Below are 15,793 nucleotides of genomic sequence, written 5' to 3' on the forward strand. Positions count from 1 at the left end.
CATGACTACCAGCATCAACGCAACCGATAAAGCTGTCGAAGAAGAGACTGAAGCAGCCGGGGTGAAGGCGCCGTCGAAAAGCGACAAACGCGCCGCTGCCGACGAATCCACAGTGTCCGGCGGTGCGAAGGTCCTCATTTACGCAGTGCTGATCTTCCTGACCGTTGTGTTCCTCGGGCCGATCTTCTTCATCCTGTTGAACTCGTTCAAAGACCGTTTCGCCATTTCCACCAACCCGTTCGCGCTGCCGGTGGGTGAGCTGTGGGCTGGGCTGACCAACTACGTCACTGGTGTGCAGGGCGAAGGGTTTGGATGGGCGATCGTGTGGTCGTTCGTGATCACGATTAGCTCTGTCGTGGTGATCGTGTTCTTCTCCGCGATGACCGCCTACTACATCACCCGTGTGAAGACGTGGTGGACCAACGGCCTGTACTACGCCTTCGTGTTCTCGATGGTCATCCCGTTCCAGATGGTCATGTTCCCGACTGTCGTCATCGCCGACCGGCTCGGCTTGGCCAACCCGCTGGGCATGGTCGTGCTCTACCTCGGCTTCGGTGCCGGATTGTCCGTGTTCATGTTCTCCGGATTCGTGAAATCCATTCCGCTCGAGATTGAGGAGGCCGCCTACATCGATGGGTGCTCGCCGCTGGCGACGTTCTTCCGCGTTGTCCTTCCGATGCTCAAGCCCACGGCCATCACCGTGGCCATCCTCAACGCCATGTGGATCTGGAACGACTACCTCCTGCCGTACCTGGTCATCGGCCTGTCCACCCCGTACCGCACCATCCCGGTTGTCATCCAGCAGTTCATCGGATCCCAGGGCGACCGCGACCTCGGTGCGATGATGGCCATGCTGGTGCTGGCCATCACCCCGATCATCATCTTCTACGTCGCCGCACAGAAGCACATCATCGAAGGCGTCGCCGCAGGTGCTGTGAAGGGCTAGCTGCGAGAGCACATGCAGATCTTCCACCCCGACTCGAAGTTCATGGCGGCGTTCACGCTGCTCGCGGACATCGTGATCCTCAACATGCTGTTGGTGGTCACATCCTTACCGGTGGTGACCGGGGGTGCCGCGTGGCGCGCCGCGAACGCCGTGGTCGGGGACATGGTGCAGGGGCGGGGATCCCGTTATGGGCTCATGTTCATCCGGCACCTCACCGTGCGGTGGAAGAGCGTATCCCTCTACTGGATCCTGCTGCTTCTGGCGGGTGCGCTGCTGGTTTACCAGCAATTCGTGGTGTTCCAAGCTGGTATCGACGGTGCTGCACTCACCGTCATTCAAGGGCTTGCTCTCTCCGGGGCGATCATGATCGCCGGCATCACGGTGTGGTTCTTTGCCCTCGCCTCATTGCCTGCGGAGGAGGACCGGGATGGTTTCGTGGAACTGGCTACAGCTGCGATTCAGAACACGTTCCGGTTCCTCGGCCGCACAGTCATCGCTGTCCTTGTCGTGGCAGGAGCAGCGCTTGTCGCGATCAAACTGCCGGTTGCCCTATCAGTGCCACTGGCGTTCTTCTTCATTCCCGCCGTTGCGCTGTACCTCGTGCGACTCGTGCTGGCGCGCCCGCTCGGGCAGGAGCTCGCTGATTAAACCCGGGGGCCGGGGTGGCGGGCGCGAGCGCGTTCAGGGAGCCGCATTTTCGTGCCGTCCACGCGTCAAGTAACTCCTGTCCCATAAGTAACAACTGAACTGGGCGTTTGTGCAGCCGATTTCAACGGCACGAAAATCACAAAGCCTTTATATGTTCACGGCGGGGCGGGATGAACCGGGAGCGTTCGTTCCGGGGGCTGCGGTGAGGGGCCGGGGGCTAAGCGGCGTCGAAAAGCGCGGGCAAATTGGAGGCAGTAACCACGCACAGCGGCTGCTGGTTCGGGTTCCCGTGCTCGGTGATGATGACCAAGCGGGGGAGTGTGCGCTCGTTGCCGGGCGAGGTGAGCGCGTGAATGACCTCGACTGCAGTGGCAGTGCGCGGCATGAAGATCGCGTGGTCTTTGGGCTCATTGTGGGAGAGGATCTCTCCGACGGGCTTGGCGCTAATGGTGTCGTCTTCAGCCAGGTCCTCAGCGAGCCAGCGAGCGATGGTGTTTGTGGTGAGGACACCAATGCACTGGCGGTCGTCGTAAACGGGGAACTGGGAGATACCGGTGTCACGGATGACGCGCAGGGGCTCGTGAATGTCGTCATCGGGTGAGAACGTGATCACGTCCTGGTGGCCGAGGACGTCGATGGCCAGCGGGGGATCGAGAAGCTGGTCGCGGATCCGCTCGATCTCCGCGACCGTCTCCGCCAGCGGCTCGGCGATGGGGCGGAAGTCCTGCCACTCACCATGGCTAATGGCGTTGCGGAGGCTGGCGAACTCTTTCAGGTCGTTGGCCTGGGCGGGGGTGACAATGTTCTTCTTCTCCGCCTTGGAGACCATCCAGTTGAAGCTGTCCGACTTCTTCGCGTCCAAAGCGGTGCGGAGAAAGCTCTCAATGTCGTTGAAGGCGGCCATGAAGGGGACGGCACGGTTGGTGGGTTCGCTCATAACTACTCAGTGAAAGGGGTCTACTTGTAGGCGCCGCGGTTTAGGGTGTCGCACTGGGACATGGAGCCGGAGCTGTAGCCGGCGAGGAAGAGCTGCTGGCGCTGCTCGGATGAACCGTGGGTCCACGCGTCAGGGTTGACCTCGCGGCCCGACTGCTCCTGGATGTGGTCGTCGCCGATCGCGCGGGCGGTCTGGACTGCTTGCTTGACCTGCTCTTCAGTGATCGGTTCCAGCATGGCGTCCTCGCCCTTGTCGGCGCGGGATGCCCACACACCGGCGTAGCAGTCGGCTTGCAGCTCAATGGCGACCGCAGCAGAGTCTTCGCCTGGGTTGTTGTAGTCACTCAGGCCCAGGGTGCCTTCGAGGTTCTGAAGGTGGTGGCCCCACTCGTGGGCGACGACGTACATCTGTGACAGAGAGCCGTCAGAACCGCCCATGCGCTCGAGCTGGTTGTAAAAGCTCACGTCAATATAGATCGTCTTGTCCCGCGGGCAGTAGAACGGGCCGGTGTCAGCGCTGGCGAAACCGCAGCCGGTCTGTACGTCGCCTTCAAACATGCGCATGTTCGGCATGGAGTAGTCGATGCCCGCCTGCTCCGGCAGGACCCCGCCCCAAATGTTGTTCAAAGAATCTGCGGTGGCAGCAGCGCGGCACTCCGGAATCTCGTTGACAGCACCTTCGCGCTGGCACTGGGCCAGATCGAAGCCGTCGCCACCCTGCTCGCTGTGCTGGCCCTGGCCTTGCGGGGCGGGCGATGTACCGCCGCCACCGCCCCCGCCGCCCAGCAAGAGGAACAAAGCGACGAGGACCAGGGTGCCCAGTCCGCCGCCGCCAACCATGATGGGCATACCGCCACCGCCACGGCGGCCGCTGCCGCCGGAGGTGCTTACACCTTGACCCGTCGGGGTCACACCGCTCTTGAACGTCATACGTGAATTGTGCCACAGCATCGCGCCACTGCTGCCGTGAACTGCCACAGCACCGGGTCATAGTCGACGCGAACCGTGGAGAACAGCCGTTCGTGGGAGTGGTCGGGCCATTGGGTAGACTCGCGGGAGTTAAACGCAATCGTTCAAGCTCGAAACGTGGAAGGACGTGGAGTACACCGTGCTGCGCACTCACCTTGCGGGAGATCTCCGTAAAGACATGGACGGCCAGACCGTCACCCTCACCGGCTGGGTTGGTCGTCGCCGTGACCACGGCGGCGTGATCTTCATTGATTTGCGTGACCGTTCCGGTTACGCGCAGGTGGTCTTCCGTGAGTCTGATGTCGCTGAGGCCGCTCACGACCTGCGCAGCGAGTTCTGTGTCAAGGTCACCGGTGTGGTGGAACCGCGTCCGGAGGGCTCTGCAAACCCGAACCTGGCCTCTGGGGAGATCGAGGTCAACGCCACCGAGCTTGAGGTGCTGTCCAAGTCTGCGGCCTTGCCGTTCCAGGTCGAAGACTTCTCTTCCGGCGAGGTCGGCGAGGAAACCCGCCTGCGCTACCGCTACCTGGATCTGCGCCGTGAGCGCCAGGCCGAAGCCCTGCGTTTGCGCTCGAAGGCCAACAAGGCTGCCCGCGACGTGCTGAGCAAGCACGAGTTCGTGGAAATCGAAACCCCGACGCTGACGCGTTCCACCCCGGAAGGTGCCCGTGACTTCCTCGTCCCGGCCCGTCTGCGCCCGGGTTCCTGGTACGCGCTGCCGCAGTCGCCGCAGCTGTTCAAGCAGCTGCTCATGGTGGCCGGCATGGAGCGCTACTTCCAAATCGCGCGCTGCTACCGCGACGAGGACTTCCGCGCCGACCGCCAGCCGGAATTCACCCAGCTGGATATTGAGGCCAGCTTTGTCGACCAGGACGACATTATTGAGCTCGCCGAGGAAATCGTGGTGGAGCTGTGGAAGCTCATCGGCTACGAGATCCCCACACCGATTCCGCGCATGACCTACAAGGAAGCGATGGAGAAGTACGGCTCCGACAAGCCGGACCTGCGCTTCGACATCGAGCTGGTGGAGTGCACCGACTTCTTCAAGGACACCACCTTCCGCGTCTTCCAGAACGAGTACGTCGGCGCCGTCGTCATGGAGGGTGGTGCCTCCCAGCCGCGCCGCCAGCTCGACGCTTGGCAGGAATGGGCAAAGCAACGCGGCGCCAAGGGCCTGGCGTACATCCTCATCGGGGAGGACGGCGAGCTGTCTGGTCCCGTGGCAAAGAACATCACCGACGCTGAGCGCGAAGGCATTGCCGCGCACGTGGGCGCGAAGCCGGGCGACTGCATCTTCTTCGCCGCCGGCGACACGAAATCTTCGCGTGCGCTTCTCGGTGCCGCACGCGGTGAGATCGCCAACAAGCTCGGGCTTATCGACGATGACGCGTGGGCCTTCACCTGGGTCGTCGACGCCCCGATGTTCGAGCCCGCAGCGGACGCCACGGCATCCGGCGACGTCGCATTGGGCAACTCCCAGTGGACGGCCGTGCACCACGCCTTCACCTCGCCGAAGCCGGAGTACCTGGACAGCTTTGACAAGGAGCCGGGTGAGGCTCTGGCCTACGCCTACGACATTGTCTGCAACGGTAACGAGATCGGCGGCGGCTCGATCCGTATCCACAACCAGGATGTGCAAAAGCGCGTCTTCGACGTCATGGGCATTGGTGATGAGGAAGCGCAGGAGAAGTTCGGCTTCCTGCTCGACGCTTTCTCCTTCGGAGCCCCGCCCCACGGCGGCATCGCCTTCGGCTGGGACCGCATTGTCTCCCTGCTGGGCGGCTTCGACTCCATCCGCGACGTCATCGCTTTCCCGAAGTCCGGCGGCGGCGTCGACCCGCTGACGGACGCTCCGGGACCGATTCCGGCTGCACAGCGCAAGGAGACCGGAGTTGACTTCAAGCCGGAGAAGAAGCCGAATGAGGCTGCTGCGGGCGCGGACAACGAGGTGAAACTCGGCGACGAAGCGTCCCTCAATGAAGCAGGCACGCCCGGCCAGTAGCGAGGGCACACGCCATGTTGGACCAGCAGCAGATCATTGCCGTCGCCGAAGCGGTGCTCACGCAGCGTTACGGCGGGCAACAGCACCTGACTGAACCGGAGGAACTCTCTGGCGCCAGTGGCACGGTGGTGCTGCGACTGCGTGTGGCCAACAACCCCTTCCTGTCGTACCGCTCCGTCGTGGTCAAGTACTCGCCACAGACCGATGATCCGATCGATGACGCTGCTTTTCTGCGGGAAGTGGTGGCGTACCAGTTCACAACGTCGTTAAGCGAAGAAGCGCGTCCGGGGCCCGTGATGCTGGGCTACGACCTTGAGCAGCACGCGATCATTCTCACCGACTCTGGCGACGGCGACACGCTGGCTACCTTGCTGGAAAACTCGGACGAAGAGCAGCGCATTCGGCTGTTGCGCAACCTTGGCACGTCGCTGGGCAAGATGCACGCTGGCACGGCAGGCGCGGAGCTGAGCTTCAACACTCTGCTGGCCCGGATGGTACGCGCGAGGGACGGTGCCCGAGAGATTCAGGCGATGCGCGAATCGATGCTGGAAAACCGCATTCTCGACGGCTTGGAGATCGTCCGCCGCGCTGGGATTGATGTGCCCGCGGACGTCGCCGACATTGCCGGCACGGTGCAGGTGCACATGCTGCACGGCGAATCGCGCGCGTTCACGCCGTTCGATCTCTCGCCGGACAACATCATTTTCGCCGACCGCACCCAGTTCCTCGACTATGAGTGGGCCGGGTTCCGTGACGTCATCTTCGACGTAGCTGGTGTCATCGCGGGCTTCCCGCAGTACATTTCCGCCCGCCCGATCAGCGAGGCGGAGACGAAGGTGTTCCTGGAGGCGTGGATTGCCGAGGTCGCCGGCGTGTGGCCGGCCTTGCAGAACACTGAAACACTGCACTCCCGCATTACAGCTGCGCTGGTTGGCTGGGCGTTCTTCAGTGTCTCGCTGCTGTACCTGGACGGCGAAGAGCCGCGCGGAACGACGCGTTACGGCGGCGGCTGGAGCATGGCGGACAACGGCAACTACGAGCTCGTCCAGGATCCCGAGGCGCTGGAAGAAGACGTGGAGCGTGGCGCGAGTGTGTTGCGTTCCCCAGCCCACACCGACTTCACCGCGGTGGAGAAAGCGATCCGCCGCGACATCGGCGATGCTTTCTCTGCGTTGGCGTGGTACGCCGCAGCCGGCGACACACCGCGCAACGCCGTCATCGCTGATTTCGCCTCTCACGTCGCGGAGCGGTTGAAGTGACGCAGGGAGGGCTGTTCTCCGACCTCTCTGACGCCGCGGCGTCCGCAGGGGAGCGCGGCACTGCGTTCTTCGAGGCTGGGGCGTCTGCGCCGCTGGCAGCACGCATGCGCCCGCGCACGCTCGATGAGCTCGTCGGACAGGACCACTTGCTCGGTGAAGGCCGCCCGCTGCGCCGTCTCGTCGAGGGATCGGGTGAAGCGTCCGTGATTCTCTACGGACCGCCCGGCACGGGCAAGACTACGATCGCCTCCCTCATCGCGGCGGCGATGGGGCAGAACTTTGTCGGTTTGTCGGCGCTGTCGTCGGGTGTCAAGCAGGTGCGCGAGGTGCTGGACGGCGCTCGGCGCAATCTCGCCCGCGGCCAGCGCACAGTACTGTTCATTGACGAGGTCCACCGTTTCTCCAAAACACAGCAGGACGCGCTGTTGGCCGCGGTGGAAAACCGCACGGTGCTGCTTGTCGCGGCGACCACGGAGAACCCCTCATTCAGTGTGGTGGCGCCATTGCTATCGCGGTCGCTGTTGCTGCGGCTTGAGTCGCTTTCCGACGCTGATATTGCCTCCGTCGTCGACCGCGCCGTGTCCTCGGAACGAGGCCTGAATGGCTCGGTGACCTTAGAACCGGAGGCGCGGGAGCAGCTGGTGACGCTCGCCGGCGGTGACGCCCGCCGCGCGCTGACGTACCTTGAGGCGGCCGCAGAAGGGGCCGATGGGACGATCACCGCTGATGTGGTTTCCCGCAGCGTCGACCGCGCTGTGGTGCGCTACGACCGTGATGGCGATCAGCATTACGACGTCATCTCAGCCTTCATCAAGTCCATCCGTGGTTCCGATGTCGATGCGGCCTTGCACTACCTCGCCCGGATGATTGAGGCAGGGGAGGACCCGCGGTTCATTGCCCGCCGGCTGGTCATTCACGCCTCCGAGGACATTGGCATGGCCGACCCGTCCGCGCTGCAAGCAGCCACCGCTGCGGCCGAGGCGGTGCAGTTCATCGGCATGCCGGAGGGCCGGCTCCCGCTGGCGCAGGCCACGATTCATCTCGCGACAGCGCCGAAGTCGCCGTCGGTCATCAAAGCGATTGACGCCGCGCTTGCTGACGTCCGCGCTGGCAAATCCGGGACCGTCCCACCCCACCTGCGCGACGGCCATTATGAGGGGGCTAAAAAGATCGGGAACGCGGTGGGGTATGTGTATCCGCACGACGATCCACGCGGTGTGGTCAAGCAGCGCTACATTCCAGAGGGGCTGGATGAAGCGCGCTACTACGAGCCCACCGGGCACGGCGCCGAAAAGCGCATCCAGGACTACGCCGAGCGACTGCGAGGAATGGTCCGCGGGTAAAGTAGCTGGACGAGAAAAGTCCAACGACCCGCAAAGGACACGTCTGTGCAGACCCACGAAATCAGGGACCGCTTCACCCAGCACTTCGTCGACGCCGGCCACATCCCGGTGCCCAGTGCCTCGCTGATCCTCGACGACCCCACCCTGCTGTTCGTCAACGCAGGCATGGTGCCGTTCAAGCCGTACTTCCTCGGCCAGCAGACCCCGCCGTTCGACAGCGGCACGGCCACGTCCATCCAGAAATGCGTGCGCACTCTGGACATTGAGGAAGTGGGCATCACCACCCGCCACAACACGTTTTTCCAGATGGCGGGCAACTTCTCCTTCGGTCAGTACTTCAAAGAGGGAGCGATTGAGCTGGCGTGGTCGCTGCTGACCAATAGCCAGGCCGACGGTGGCTTCGGCCTGGACCCCGAGCGCCTGTGGGTGACGGTGTACACCGAGGACGATGAGGCTGCTGAGATCTGGGAGAACAAGATCGGCGTGCCGGCAGAGCGCATTCAGCGGATGGGCATGGAGGACAACTTCTGGTCCATGGGCGTGCCTGGCCCGTGCGGCCCGAGCTCCGAGATCTACTACGACCGCGGGCCCGAGCACGGCAAGGAAGGCGGTCCGATCGCTGACGACAACCGCTACATGGAGATCTGGAACCTGGTCTTCATGGAGTCCATCCGCGGCGAGGGCGACAAGAAGGGCGGCTTCGAGATTCTCGGTGAGCTGCCGAACAAGAACATCGATACCGGCCTGGGCATTGAGCGTCTCGCCTGCATCCTGCAGGGTGTGGACAACGTCTACGAGACTGACTTGCTGCACCCGGTCATTGAGGCGACGGAGAAGCTCACGGGCACCACGTACGGTGCGGGGGGTAAAGAAGGGGAGCTTTCCGACGTCCGCTTCCGCGTCATCGCCGATCATTCCCGCACCGCAATGATGATCATCCTGGACGGTGTCACGCCGTCGAACGAGGGGCGCGGCTACATCTTGCGCCGCTTGTTGCGCCGCATTGTCCGCTCGGCGCGCCTGCTCGGTGCGCAGGGCACCACCATCGAGACGTTCATGAACACGATCATGGACACGATGGCCCCGTCTTTCCCGGAGATTGAGCAGAACCGCGAGCGCATCCTGCGCGTGGCCGTCAACGAGGAAAAGGCCTTCCTGAAGACGCTGGAGTCCGGTACCCACCGTTTCGACGAAGCCGCGGCGACCGTCAAGGGTTCCGGCCAAACCGTTTTGCCGGGTGGGCAAGCGTTTGAGCTGCACGATACCTACGGCTTCCCGATTGACCTCACCCTTGAGATGGCCGCCGAAGCTGGCCTCGAGGTGGACATGGCTGCGTTCGATGCTGCGATGAAGGAGCAGCGCGACCGCGCCAAGGCTGATAGCAAGGCTAAGAAGACGGGAAATATCGACGAGTCGCTGTACCGCGAATGGGTCGACGCGCACCCCACCGAGTTCGTTGGCTTCGACACTCTTGACCATGACTCGAAGGTCATCGGGCTGGTCCGCGGCGGTGAGAAGGTCGGTGAGGTCGGCCAGGGTGATGAGGTCGAGGTCATCCTGGACATCACCCCGATGTATGCCGAGGGCGGCGGCCAGCTGGCTGACCGCGGCCGCATTGTCGTGGGCGACACCGTCCTGTCCGTGCACGACGTGCAGAAGGTGGGCAACAAGAAGCTCTGGGTCCACAAGGCGACCGTGGAAAACGGCGGGCTCGACCTGGGTCAAACAGTGCGCACGGAGGTGAACCCGACGTGGCGCCACGGCGCCCGTCAGGCGCACACCGCCACCCACCTCATCCACGCCGCGCTGCGCCAGGTGCTCGGCCCGACCGCTGTCCAGGCTGGGTCGATGAATAAGCCGGGCTACCTGCGCTTCGACTTCAACTACACCGATCAGCTCACCTCGGCGCAGCTCGACGAGATCGCAGTCATTGCCAACCAGGCGGTGGACGCCGATTTCGCTGTGAACACGTTTGAGACATCTCTTGAGCGCGCGAAAGAGATGGGAGCGATGGCGCTGTTCGGTGAGAACTACGGCGATGAGGTCCGCGTCGTGGAGATCGGCGGCCCGTTCTCCATCGAGCTGTGTGGCGGTACCCACGTGGAGCACTCGTCCCAGATCGGCCCGGTGGCTGTGCTGGGTGAATCTTCCGTCGGTTCCGGTGCGCGCCGTATTGAGGCCTACTCGGGCATGGACTCTTTCGCGTTCTTCTCCAAGGAAGCAGCACTCGCTAGCGGCCTGGCAGAGGAGCTGAAGACCCCGACCGACCAGCTTCCAGAGCGCATCGCCCAACTCACTGAGCGCCTGCGCGCGGCGGAGAAGGAGATCGAGAACCTACGCAAGAAGGAGCTGGCCAACCAGACCGGCGAACTGGTCAAGCAGGCGGAGACGATAGGAGACATCAAGTTCCTTGCCGTGAAGCTTCCGGACGGCCTTACTGGCGGCGACATGCGCACCATGGCCACCGACCTGCGCGGCCGCTTGGGCAGCGATCCGGCTGTCATCGTGCTGGCATCTAGCACCGACGGCAAGGTGCCGTTCGCGGTGGCGGCAACACCGGGTGCCGTCGATAAGGGCATCAAGGCTGGTCAGTATGTTGGCATGTTCGGTGGCTACGTCGGCGGCAAGGGCGGAGGAAAGCCGGACCTGGCGCAGGGATCCGGTTCCGACGCCTCCGGAATCGAGGCTGGATTCACGGCCCTGCGTGAAGAAATCGGAAAAGTATAAGCTAGGGTGCTGTTAGGTCACAGATCGATCACGACACTGACAACATAGGAAAGACGCTGCGTTCTCCGTAGTTTCCATAGCAATATTGAGGTCCACGACATGAAGATCCAGCCGGATACCCCCGGGGTCGACGATCCCGGTCCGGGGCGCCGCATCGGTATCGATGTGGGCACTGTTCGGATCGGTGTGGCTTCTTCTGACCGGGATGGTCTGTTGGCCACCCCGGTGGAGACTGTGGAGCGCGTGACCGGTTTCAAAGACCGCGATGGTGCGGACATTGACCGCTTACTCGACATCATTAGCGAATATGACGCTGTAGAGGTCGTCGTCGGATTGCCGCGCGATCTGAAGGGAAACGGTTCCTCAAGCGTCAAGCACGCCAAGGAGATTGCTTTCCGGATTGGTCGCCGCAACCCGGACGTTCCTGTCCGCTTCGCAGATGAGCGGCTCACCACCGTCGAGGCAACCAATGCGTTGCGCTTGTCTGGGGTGAACGCCCGCGACGGTCGTGCTGTGATTGATCAAGCAGCCGCTGTGGCTATTCTCCAATCGTGGCTGGACGGCCGCGCTAATCAGCTCAACCTCAAGGAGACGACAACGTGAGCTCGGCTAGGACTTCCCAAGGGCGCACCCGCGGCATCGCGGTGCTGGTGGCGTCTATTCTGCTCATCATCGGAGCGATCGTCTACATCGCCGTTGCACGCTCGATGTCTAACGGCGGCGACTTCCAAGGTGCCGGCAACGGTGTGGAGAAGGTCGTCGAGATCCCCGAGGGCACGACGCTAAGCCAAATGGGCCCAGCGTTGCAAGAGGAGGGCGTGGTCCGCTCTGACCAGTCTTTCCAAGCTGCGGCAATGTCGACCCCGGACGCCGACAGCATCCAGCCCGGTTTCTACCGTCTGCAGGAGAAGATGAGTGCTGAGGCTGCTGTTGCAGCACTGCTCGACCCCGCCAACAAGATCGACTTGCTGAAGATCCCGGGTGGTTCGACGTTGATGGATGTCCGCGTTGTCGGTGGAGAAACGCGCTTTGGTATTTACTCCAACATCTCCACAGTCACCTGCGGCCCAGACGGCGATGCCGAGGGCTGCGTGAGCGCTGAGCAGCTTCATGACGTCGCTGCCAACGCCGACCCTGCCTCCCTCGGCGTGCCTGAGTGGGCGATCCAGCCAGTCGAGGCGCGCAAGGGCGACCCGAAGCGTCTCGAGGGCCTCATCGCCCCGGGCGAATACATCGTCGACCCGAGCGCTGACGCCCAAACGATTCTCACTGATCTGGTCACTCGCTCGGCCGACAAGTACAACAGCACCGACATTGTCGGCCGTGCCCAGGCGATCGGCCTGAGCCCGTACGACCTGCTCGTCGCTGCCTCCCTCGTGGAGCGCGAGGCACCGGCAGGGGAGTTCGACAAGGTTGCCCGTGTCATCCTCAACCGCCTCGACGAGCCGATGCGCCTCGAGTTCGACTCCACCGTCAACTACGACCTGGAATCCGTGGAGCTGGCCACCGGCGACTCTGACCGCCAGAGGCAAACGCCGTGGAACACCTACGCTAAGGAAGGACTGCCGGAGACACCGATTGCCTCTCCGTCGGATGAAGCAATCCACGCGATGGAGCACCCGGCTGACGGCGAGTGGCTGTTCTTCGTCACGATCGACCACGACGGCACCACGATCTTCACCAACACCTTCGAGGAGCACCAAGCTGAAGTCCAGAAGGCCTACGACTCCGGCATCCTCGACTCCCAGCGTTAGACCATGAGCACTGCGATCACTGGCGGAAGCGAGGCTACGAGCAAGGCCGCCGTTTTGGGCAGCCCGATTGAGCATTCGCTCTCGCCGGTGCTTCACGGCGCAGGATACGACGCTGCGGAACTCACGGGCTGGTCTTACGAACGCATTGAGTGCACCGCCGAGCAACTGCCAGGCATTGTCGGCGGAGCAGACAGTTCCTACCGCGGATTCTCCGTGACCATGCCGGGCAAGTTCGCCGCACTCGAGTTCGCCGACGAGGCGACGGAGCGCGCGCGGGCGATCGGTTCCGCGAACACGCTCGTCCGCCTAGACGACGGTCGCTGGCGCGCCGACAACACTGACTGTGAGGGCATCGACGGAGCGCTCGACCAGCTCATCGGGCAGGCGCGCATCGGACACGCCATTGTCATCGGGGGTGGCGGGACCGCGCGGCCGGCGTTGTGGGCGTTGGCGCACCGCGGCGTCGATAAGCTCACCGTGCTCAACCGCACAAACCGCAGCGAAGAATTGCTGCCGCTGCTGCGGGAGACCGGTGCCAGCGCGGAGGCGGAGTTCCTGGACTTTGAGCGCGACCTCGAGCCGATTGCGCTCAGCGCAGACCTGATTGTGTCTACGGTTCCGGCTCACGTGATCGAACCGTGGGTCAAAGAGCTCGGCCACGCACCGGTACTCGACGTTATCTACGACCCGTGGCCCACACCGCTAGCCACGGAGGCGGCGTCGAACGGCCACCTCACCGTCGGTGGACTGACGATGCTCGCCTGCCAGTCCTATTCGCAGTTCGAGCAGTTCACCGGCATCCCCGCCCCGCGCGCGGACATGCACGAAGCGCTCATGCGCCACGTCGGGTGGATCTCACCAACCGGGGTCAAACGTCTCGGCGGTTAGATTCATGGTGGCGGGGGGAATTGTTGCGGGGGTCTGGTCAATTGCGCTCGTGCTTTACGACGTCTCACAGCGCCGCCTCCCAGACTTTCTCACCCTTCCAGCAGCCGCGCTGGCCTTGATCTTCTGCGTGTTCTATCCGCAAGGGGTGTGGGGGCTTGTGTGGCCGGCGCTGTACCTTCTCCTTGCTGTACGCGGCAGCTCTGACCGAAGCACTGATGCAGGCATCGGCGGCGGAGACATCAAGCTCGCGGTGCCGCTGGGGGTCGCCCTGGCCGGGGTGGGAGGTGCGCTCGCCGTGCTCGCCGCCATGCTGCTGGCAAGTGCGCTGACCATCGTGTTCTTGCTGATCAAGCGTCTGCCCGACACAGCGCACGGGCCGGCCATGCTGGCGGCCGCGTGGATAGTGGGGCTTGCATGCACGAACAGTTGGTCTTTATGAGACAATGCCTCCATGCTTCGTTGGACTACTGCAGGTGAATCCCACGGTCAGGCTCTGATCGCGATGATCGAGAATATGCCGGCCGGGGTGCCCGTCTCAAAAGAAGAGATCGGTTACCAGCTGGCCCGCCGGAGGCTCGGATACGGCCGCGGCGCACGCATGAAATTCGAGCAGGATGAACTGACCCTTCTCACCGGCATTATTCACGGCAAGACGATTGGCAGCCCGATCGCCGTCATGATCGGTAACACCGAGTGGCCAAAGTGGACGACGATCATGTCGGCCGAAGCACTCGACATGGAAGATCCCGAGGTGCAGAAAGCTATGAACTCCGGCCGGGGCGCGGCGCTGACCCGCCCGCGCCCGGGCCACGCGGACTTCTCCGGCATGGTCAAATATGGTTTCGACGCGGTTCGGCCGGTGTTGGAGCGCTCGTCGGCACGCGAAACAGCCTCGCGCGTGGCAGCAGCCGCGATCGCGCGCTCGTTCTTGCGGGAGGTGCTTGGCGTCGAGGTTTTCTCGCACGTCATCTCCATTGGCCAGTCGCAGCCGTACGACGGCCCGCTGCCCAACTTCGACGACCTGGAGCGGATCGACGCTTCCCCCGTCCGCGCCGCGGGTGAGGCTGCCGAGGAGTCCATGATCGCGCAGATTGAAGCCGCGAAGAAGGACGGCGACACTCTTGGCGGCATCGTCGAGGTCATCGTCGACGGCCTCCCGATCGGCCTGGGCTCGCACGTCTCTGGCGATACTCGCCTAGACGCGCAGCTCGCAGCAGCGCTGATGAGCATTCAGGCGATCAAGGGCGTCGAGGTCGGAGACGGTTTTGAGGAAGCCCGCCGCCGCGGCTCGGAAGCGCACGACGAGATGGTGCGCGACGTGCAGGGCGTGCACCGCACGACGAACCGTGCCGGCGGCCTAGAAGGCGGCATGACCAATGGCGAGGCGCTGCGCGTGCGCGCCGCAATGAAGCCGATCTCCACGGTGCCGCGCGCACTGAAGACGCTCGACATGGTCTCCGGCGATGAAGCCACTGCGATCCACCAGCGTTCTGATGTGTGCGCGGTGCCCGCTGCGGGCGTCGTCGCAGAAGCGATGGTCGCGCTCGTGCTCGCCCGCGCCACGCTGGAGAAGTTCGGCGGTGACAGTGTCGAAGAAACCAAGCGCAATGTCGAGGCCTACAAGCAGTACGTCTCGGAACGTCTCGCCTTCGGGGACGGTGAGAACAACAATGACTGATCCGACCGCTGATTCCCAGCGCCCGGCAAAGTTCCCCGCCACCGCTGGCACACCCACGCCCGGAAACATGCCGATGAGCAACGCCTCATCCGATCCGGCGGACATGAGCACGATGGATGAGCCCGTGGTGCATGCCTCTCCGCGCGTGGTCCTGGTCGGCCCGCCCGGAGCAGGCAAGTCGACAATTGGCCGGCGTCTGGCGCGCGCTATGAATCTGCCGCTGGTGGATTCTGATGAGCTCATTGCCAAAGGCGAAGGCAAGCCCACCGGCGAGGTGTTCTCAGACCTGGGGGAGGAGCGCTTCCGTGAAGTGGAAGCCGAGTACGTCGCGCGCTCTCTCGCCTCGGGCGGCGTGGTCAGCTTGGGCGGCGGTGCCGTGCTCACAGAGTCCACTCGCAGGTTGCTTGCAGCCCACAATGTGGTGTGGATCGACGTGTCTGTGGAGGAGGGCGTGCGCCGCACGGCGGGCAACGATTCCCGCCCGGTCCTCAAAGCAGACGACCCCGAGGCGCACTACCGCGCTCTATTAGAAGCCCGCGAACCGTACTACCGCGAGGTAGCTATGCACCGCGTGCGCACCGACTCGCGTCCGCCGCAGCGCCTCGTGGCCGAAATCCTCGCGCTCATCGAATCGCGCTAACAA

General features: G+C 63.6%; 14 protein-coding genes. 12 read left to right on the forward strand and 2 right to left on the reverse strand.

Features of this window, described 5'->3' with window-relative positions; genetic code table 11:
• Position 1: 1 nt before the first annotated feature.
• Together KBX17_RS04410 and KBX17_RS04415 are read left to right on the forward strand one after the other, a co-directional pair.
• Positions 2-946, forward strand: a complete 945-nt coding sequence (locus KBX17_RS04410; protein WP_256003591.1) for a carbohydrate ABC transporter permease — start codon at positions 2-4, stop codon at positions 944-946.
• Positions 947-958: 12 nt separating this feature from the next.
• On the forward strand, positions 959-1,594 hold the full coding sequence (locus KBX17_RS04415) for a DUF624 domain-containing protein (protein ID WP_005289951.1): 636 nt from the start codon (positions 959-961) through the stop codon (positions 1,592-1,594).
• A gap of 217 nt (positions 1,595-1,811) precedes the next feature.
• Here the strand turns inward: KBX17_RS04415 and KBX17_RS04420 are convergent, their stop codons facing one another.
• Positions 1,812-2,531 (reverse strand): CBS domain-containing protein, encoded by a 720-nt coding sequence (locus KBX17_RS04420; RefSeq protein WP_255995319.1) that lies wholly within the window; start codon positions 2,529-2,531, stop codon positions 1,812-1,814.
• 20 nt (positions 2,532-2,551) lie between these two features.
• Positions 2,552-3,460, reverse strand: a complete 909-nt coding sequence (locus KBX17_RS04425; protein WP_256018655.1) for a neutral zinc metallopeptidase — start codon at positions 3,458-3,460, stop codon at positions 2,552-2,554.
• 178 nt (positions 3,461-3,638) lie between these two features.
• On the opposite strand from KBX17_RS04425, the gene aspS reads away from it, so the two are divergent.
• The 10 genes from aspS to KBX17_RS04475 all read left to right on the forward strand — a co-directional run bounded on the left by aspS (position 3,639) and on the right by KBX17_RS04475 (position 15,790).
• Positions 3,639-5,501: an aspartate--tRNA ligase gene (aspS, locus tag KBX17_RS04430; protein ID WP_040424421.1), complete on the forward strand. Its 1,863-nt coding sequence runs from the start codon at positions 3,639-3,641 to the stop codon at positions 5,499-5,501.
• A 14-nt stretch (positions 5,502-5,515) separates the two neighbouring features.
• A complete protein-coding gene (locus KBX17_RS04435; protein WP_256018657.1) occupies positions 5,516-6,760 on the forward strand; it encodes a phosphotransferase in 1,245 nt (414 codons plus the stop codon).
• The gene (locus KBX17_RS04440; RefSeq protein ID WP_005289962.1) at positions 6,757-8,103 is read left to right on the forward strand and encodes a replication-associated recombination protein A; all 1,347 of its coding nucleotides are present in this window, start codon (positions 6,757-6,759) and stop codon (positions 8,101-8,103) included. Before KBX17_RS04435 ends, KBX17_RS04440 begins: the two co-directional genes overlap by 4 nt.
• Before the next feature lie 45 nt (positions 8,104-8,148).
• Complete coding sequence (gene alaS, locus KBX17_RS04445; RefSeq protein WP_005289964.1) at positions 8,149-10,830, forward strand: alanine--tRNA ligase; 2,682 nt, start codon at positions 8,149-8,151, stop codon at positions 10,828-10,830.
• A gap of 99 nt (positions 10,831-10,929) precedes the next feature.
• Complete coding sequence (gene ruvX / locus KBX17_RS04450) at positions 10,930-11,433, forward strand: Holliday junction resolvase RuvX (RefSeq protein WP_005289965.1); 504 nt, start codon at positions 10,930-10,932, stop codon at positions 11,431-11,433.
• A complete protein-coding gene (gene mltG, locus KBX17_RS04455) occupies positions 11,430-12,584 on the forward strand; it encodes an endolytic transglycosylase MltG (RefSeq protein WP_005289967.1) in 1,155 nt (384 codons plus the stop codon). Before ruvX ends, mltG begins: the two co-directional genes overlap by 4 nt.
• Before the next feature lie 3 nt (positions 12,585-12,587).
• The gene (locus tag KBX17_RS04460) at positions 12,588-13,472 is read left to right on the forward strand and encodes a shikimate dehydrogenase (protein ID WP_005289969.1); all 885 of its coding nucleotides are present in this window, start codon (positions 12,588-12,590) and stop codon (positions 13,470-13,472) included.
• A gap of 4 nt (positions 13,473-13,476) precedes the next feature.
• Entirely contained in the window at positions 13,477-13,911 is a 435-nt protein-coding gene (locus KBX17_RS04465; protein WP_005289971.1) for a prepilin peptidase, read from the forward strand.
• 12 nt (positions 13,912-13,923) lie between these two features.
• Entirely contained in the window at positions 13,924-15,150 is a 1,227-nt protein-coding gene (aroC, locus tag KBX17_RS04470; RefSeq protein ID WP_005289973.1) for a chorismate synthase, read from the forward strand.
• 103 nt (positions 15,151-15,253) lie between these two features.
• On the forward strand, positions 15,254-15,790 hold the full coding sequence (locus tag KBX17_RS04475) for a shikimate kinase (protein WP_050748878.1): 537 nt from the start codon (positions 15,254-15,256) through the stop codon (positions 15,788-15,790).
• The last annotated feature ends 3 nt before the right edge of the window (positions 15,791-15,793 follow it).

Origin of the sequence: Corynebacterium sp. CCUG 65737 (assembly GCF_024454115.1) — a bacterium.
Taxonomy (GTDB): Bacteria; Actinomycetota; Actinomycetes; order Mycobacteriales; family Mycobacteriaceae; genus Corynebacterium; species Corynebacterium genitalium.

Coding starts and splice junctions, on each gene's coding strand:
- KBX17_RS04410 (WP_256003591.1), top strand. CDS start 2: ATGACTACCAGCATCAACGCAACCGATAAAGCTGTCGAAGAAGAGACT.
- KBX17_RS04415 (WP_005289951.1), top strand. CDS start 959: ATGCAGATCTTCCACCCCGACTCGAAGTTCATGGCGGCGTTCACGCTG.
- KBX17_RS04420 (WP_255995319.1), bottom strand. CDS start 2,531: ATGAGCGAACCCACCAACCGTGCCGTCCCCTTCATGGCCGCCTTCAAC.
- KBX17_RS04425 (WP_256018655.1), bottom strand. CDS start 3,460: ATGACGTTCAAGAGCGGTGTGACCCCGACGGGTCAAGGTGTAAGCACC.
- KBX17_RS04435 (WP_256018657.1), top strand. CDS start 5,516: ATGTTGGACCAGCAGCAGATCATTGCCGTCGCCGAAGCGGTGCTCACG.
- ruvX (WP_005289965.1), top strand. CDS start 10,930: ATGAAGATCCAGCCGGATACCCCCGGGGTCGACGATCCCGGTCCGGGG.
- KBX17_RS04460 (WP_005289969.1), top strand. CDS start 12,588: ATGAGCACTGCGATCACTGGCGGAAGCGAGGCTACGAGCAAGGCCGCC.
- KBX17_RS04465 (WP_005289971.1), top strand. CDS start 13,477: ATGGTGGCGGGGGGAATTGTTGCGGGGGTCTGGTCAATTGCGCTCGTG.
- aroC (WP_005289973.1), top strand. CDS start 13,924: ATGCTTCGTTGGACTACTGCAGGTGAATCCCACGGTCAGGCTCTGATC.
- KBX17_RS04475 (WP_050748878.1), top strand. CDS start 15,254: ATGAGCACGATGGATGAGCCCGTGGTGCATGCCTCTCCGCGCGTGGTC.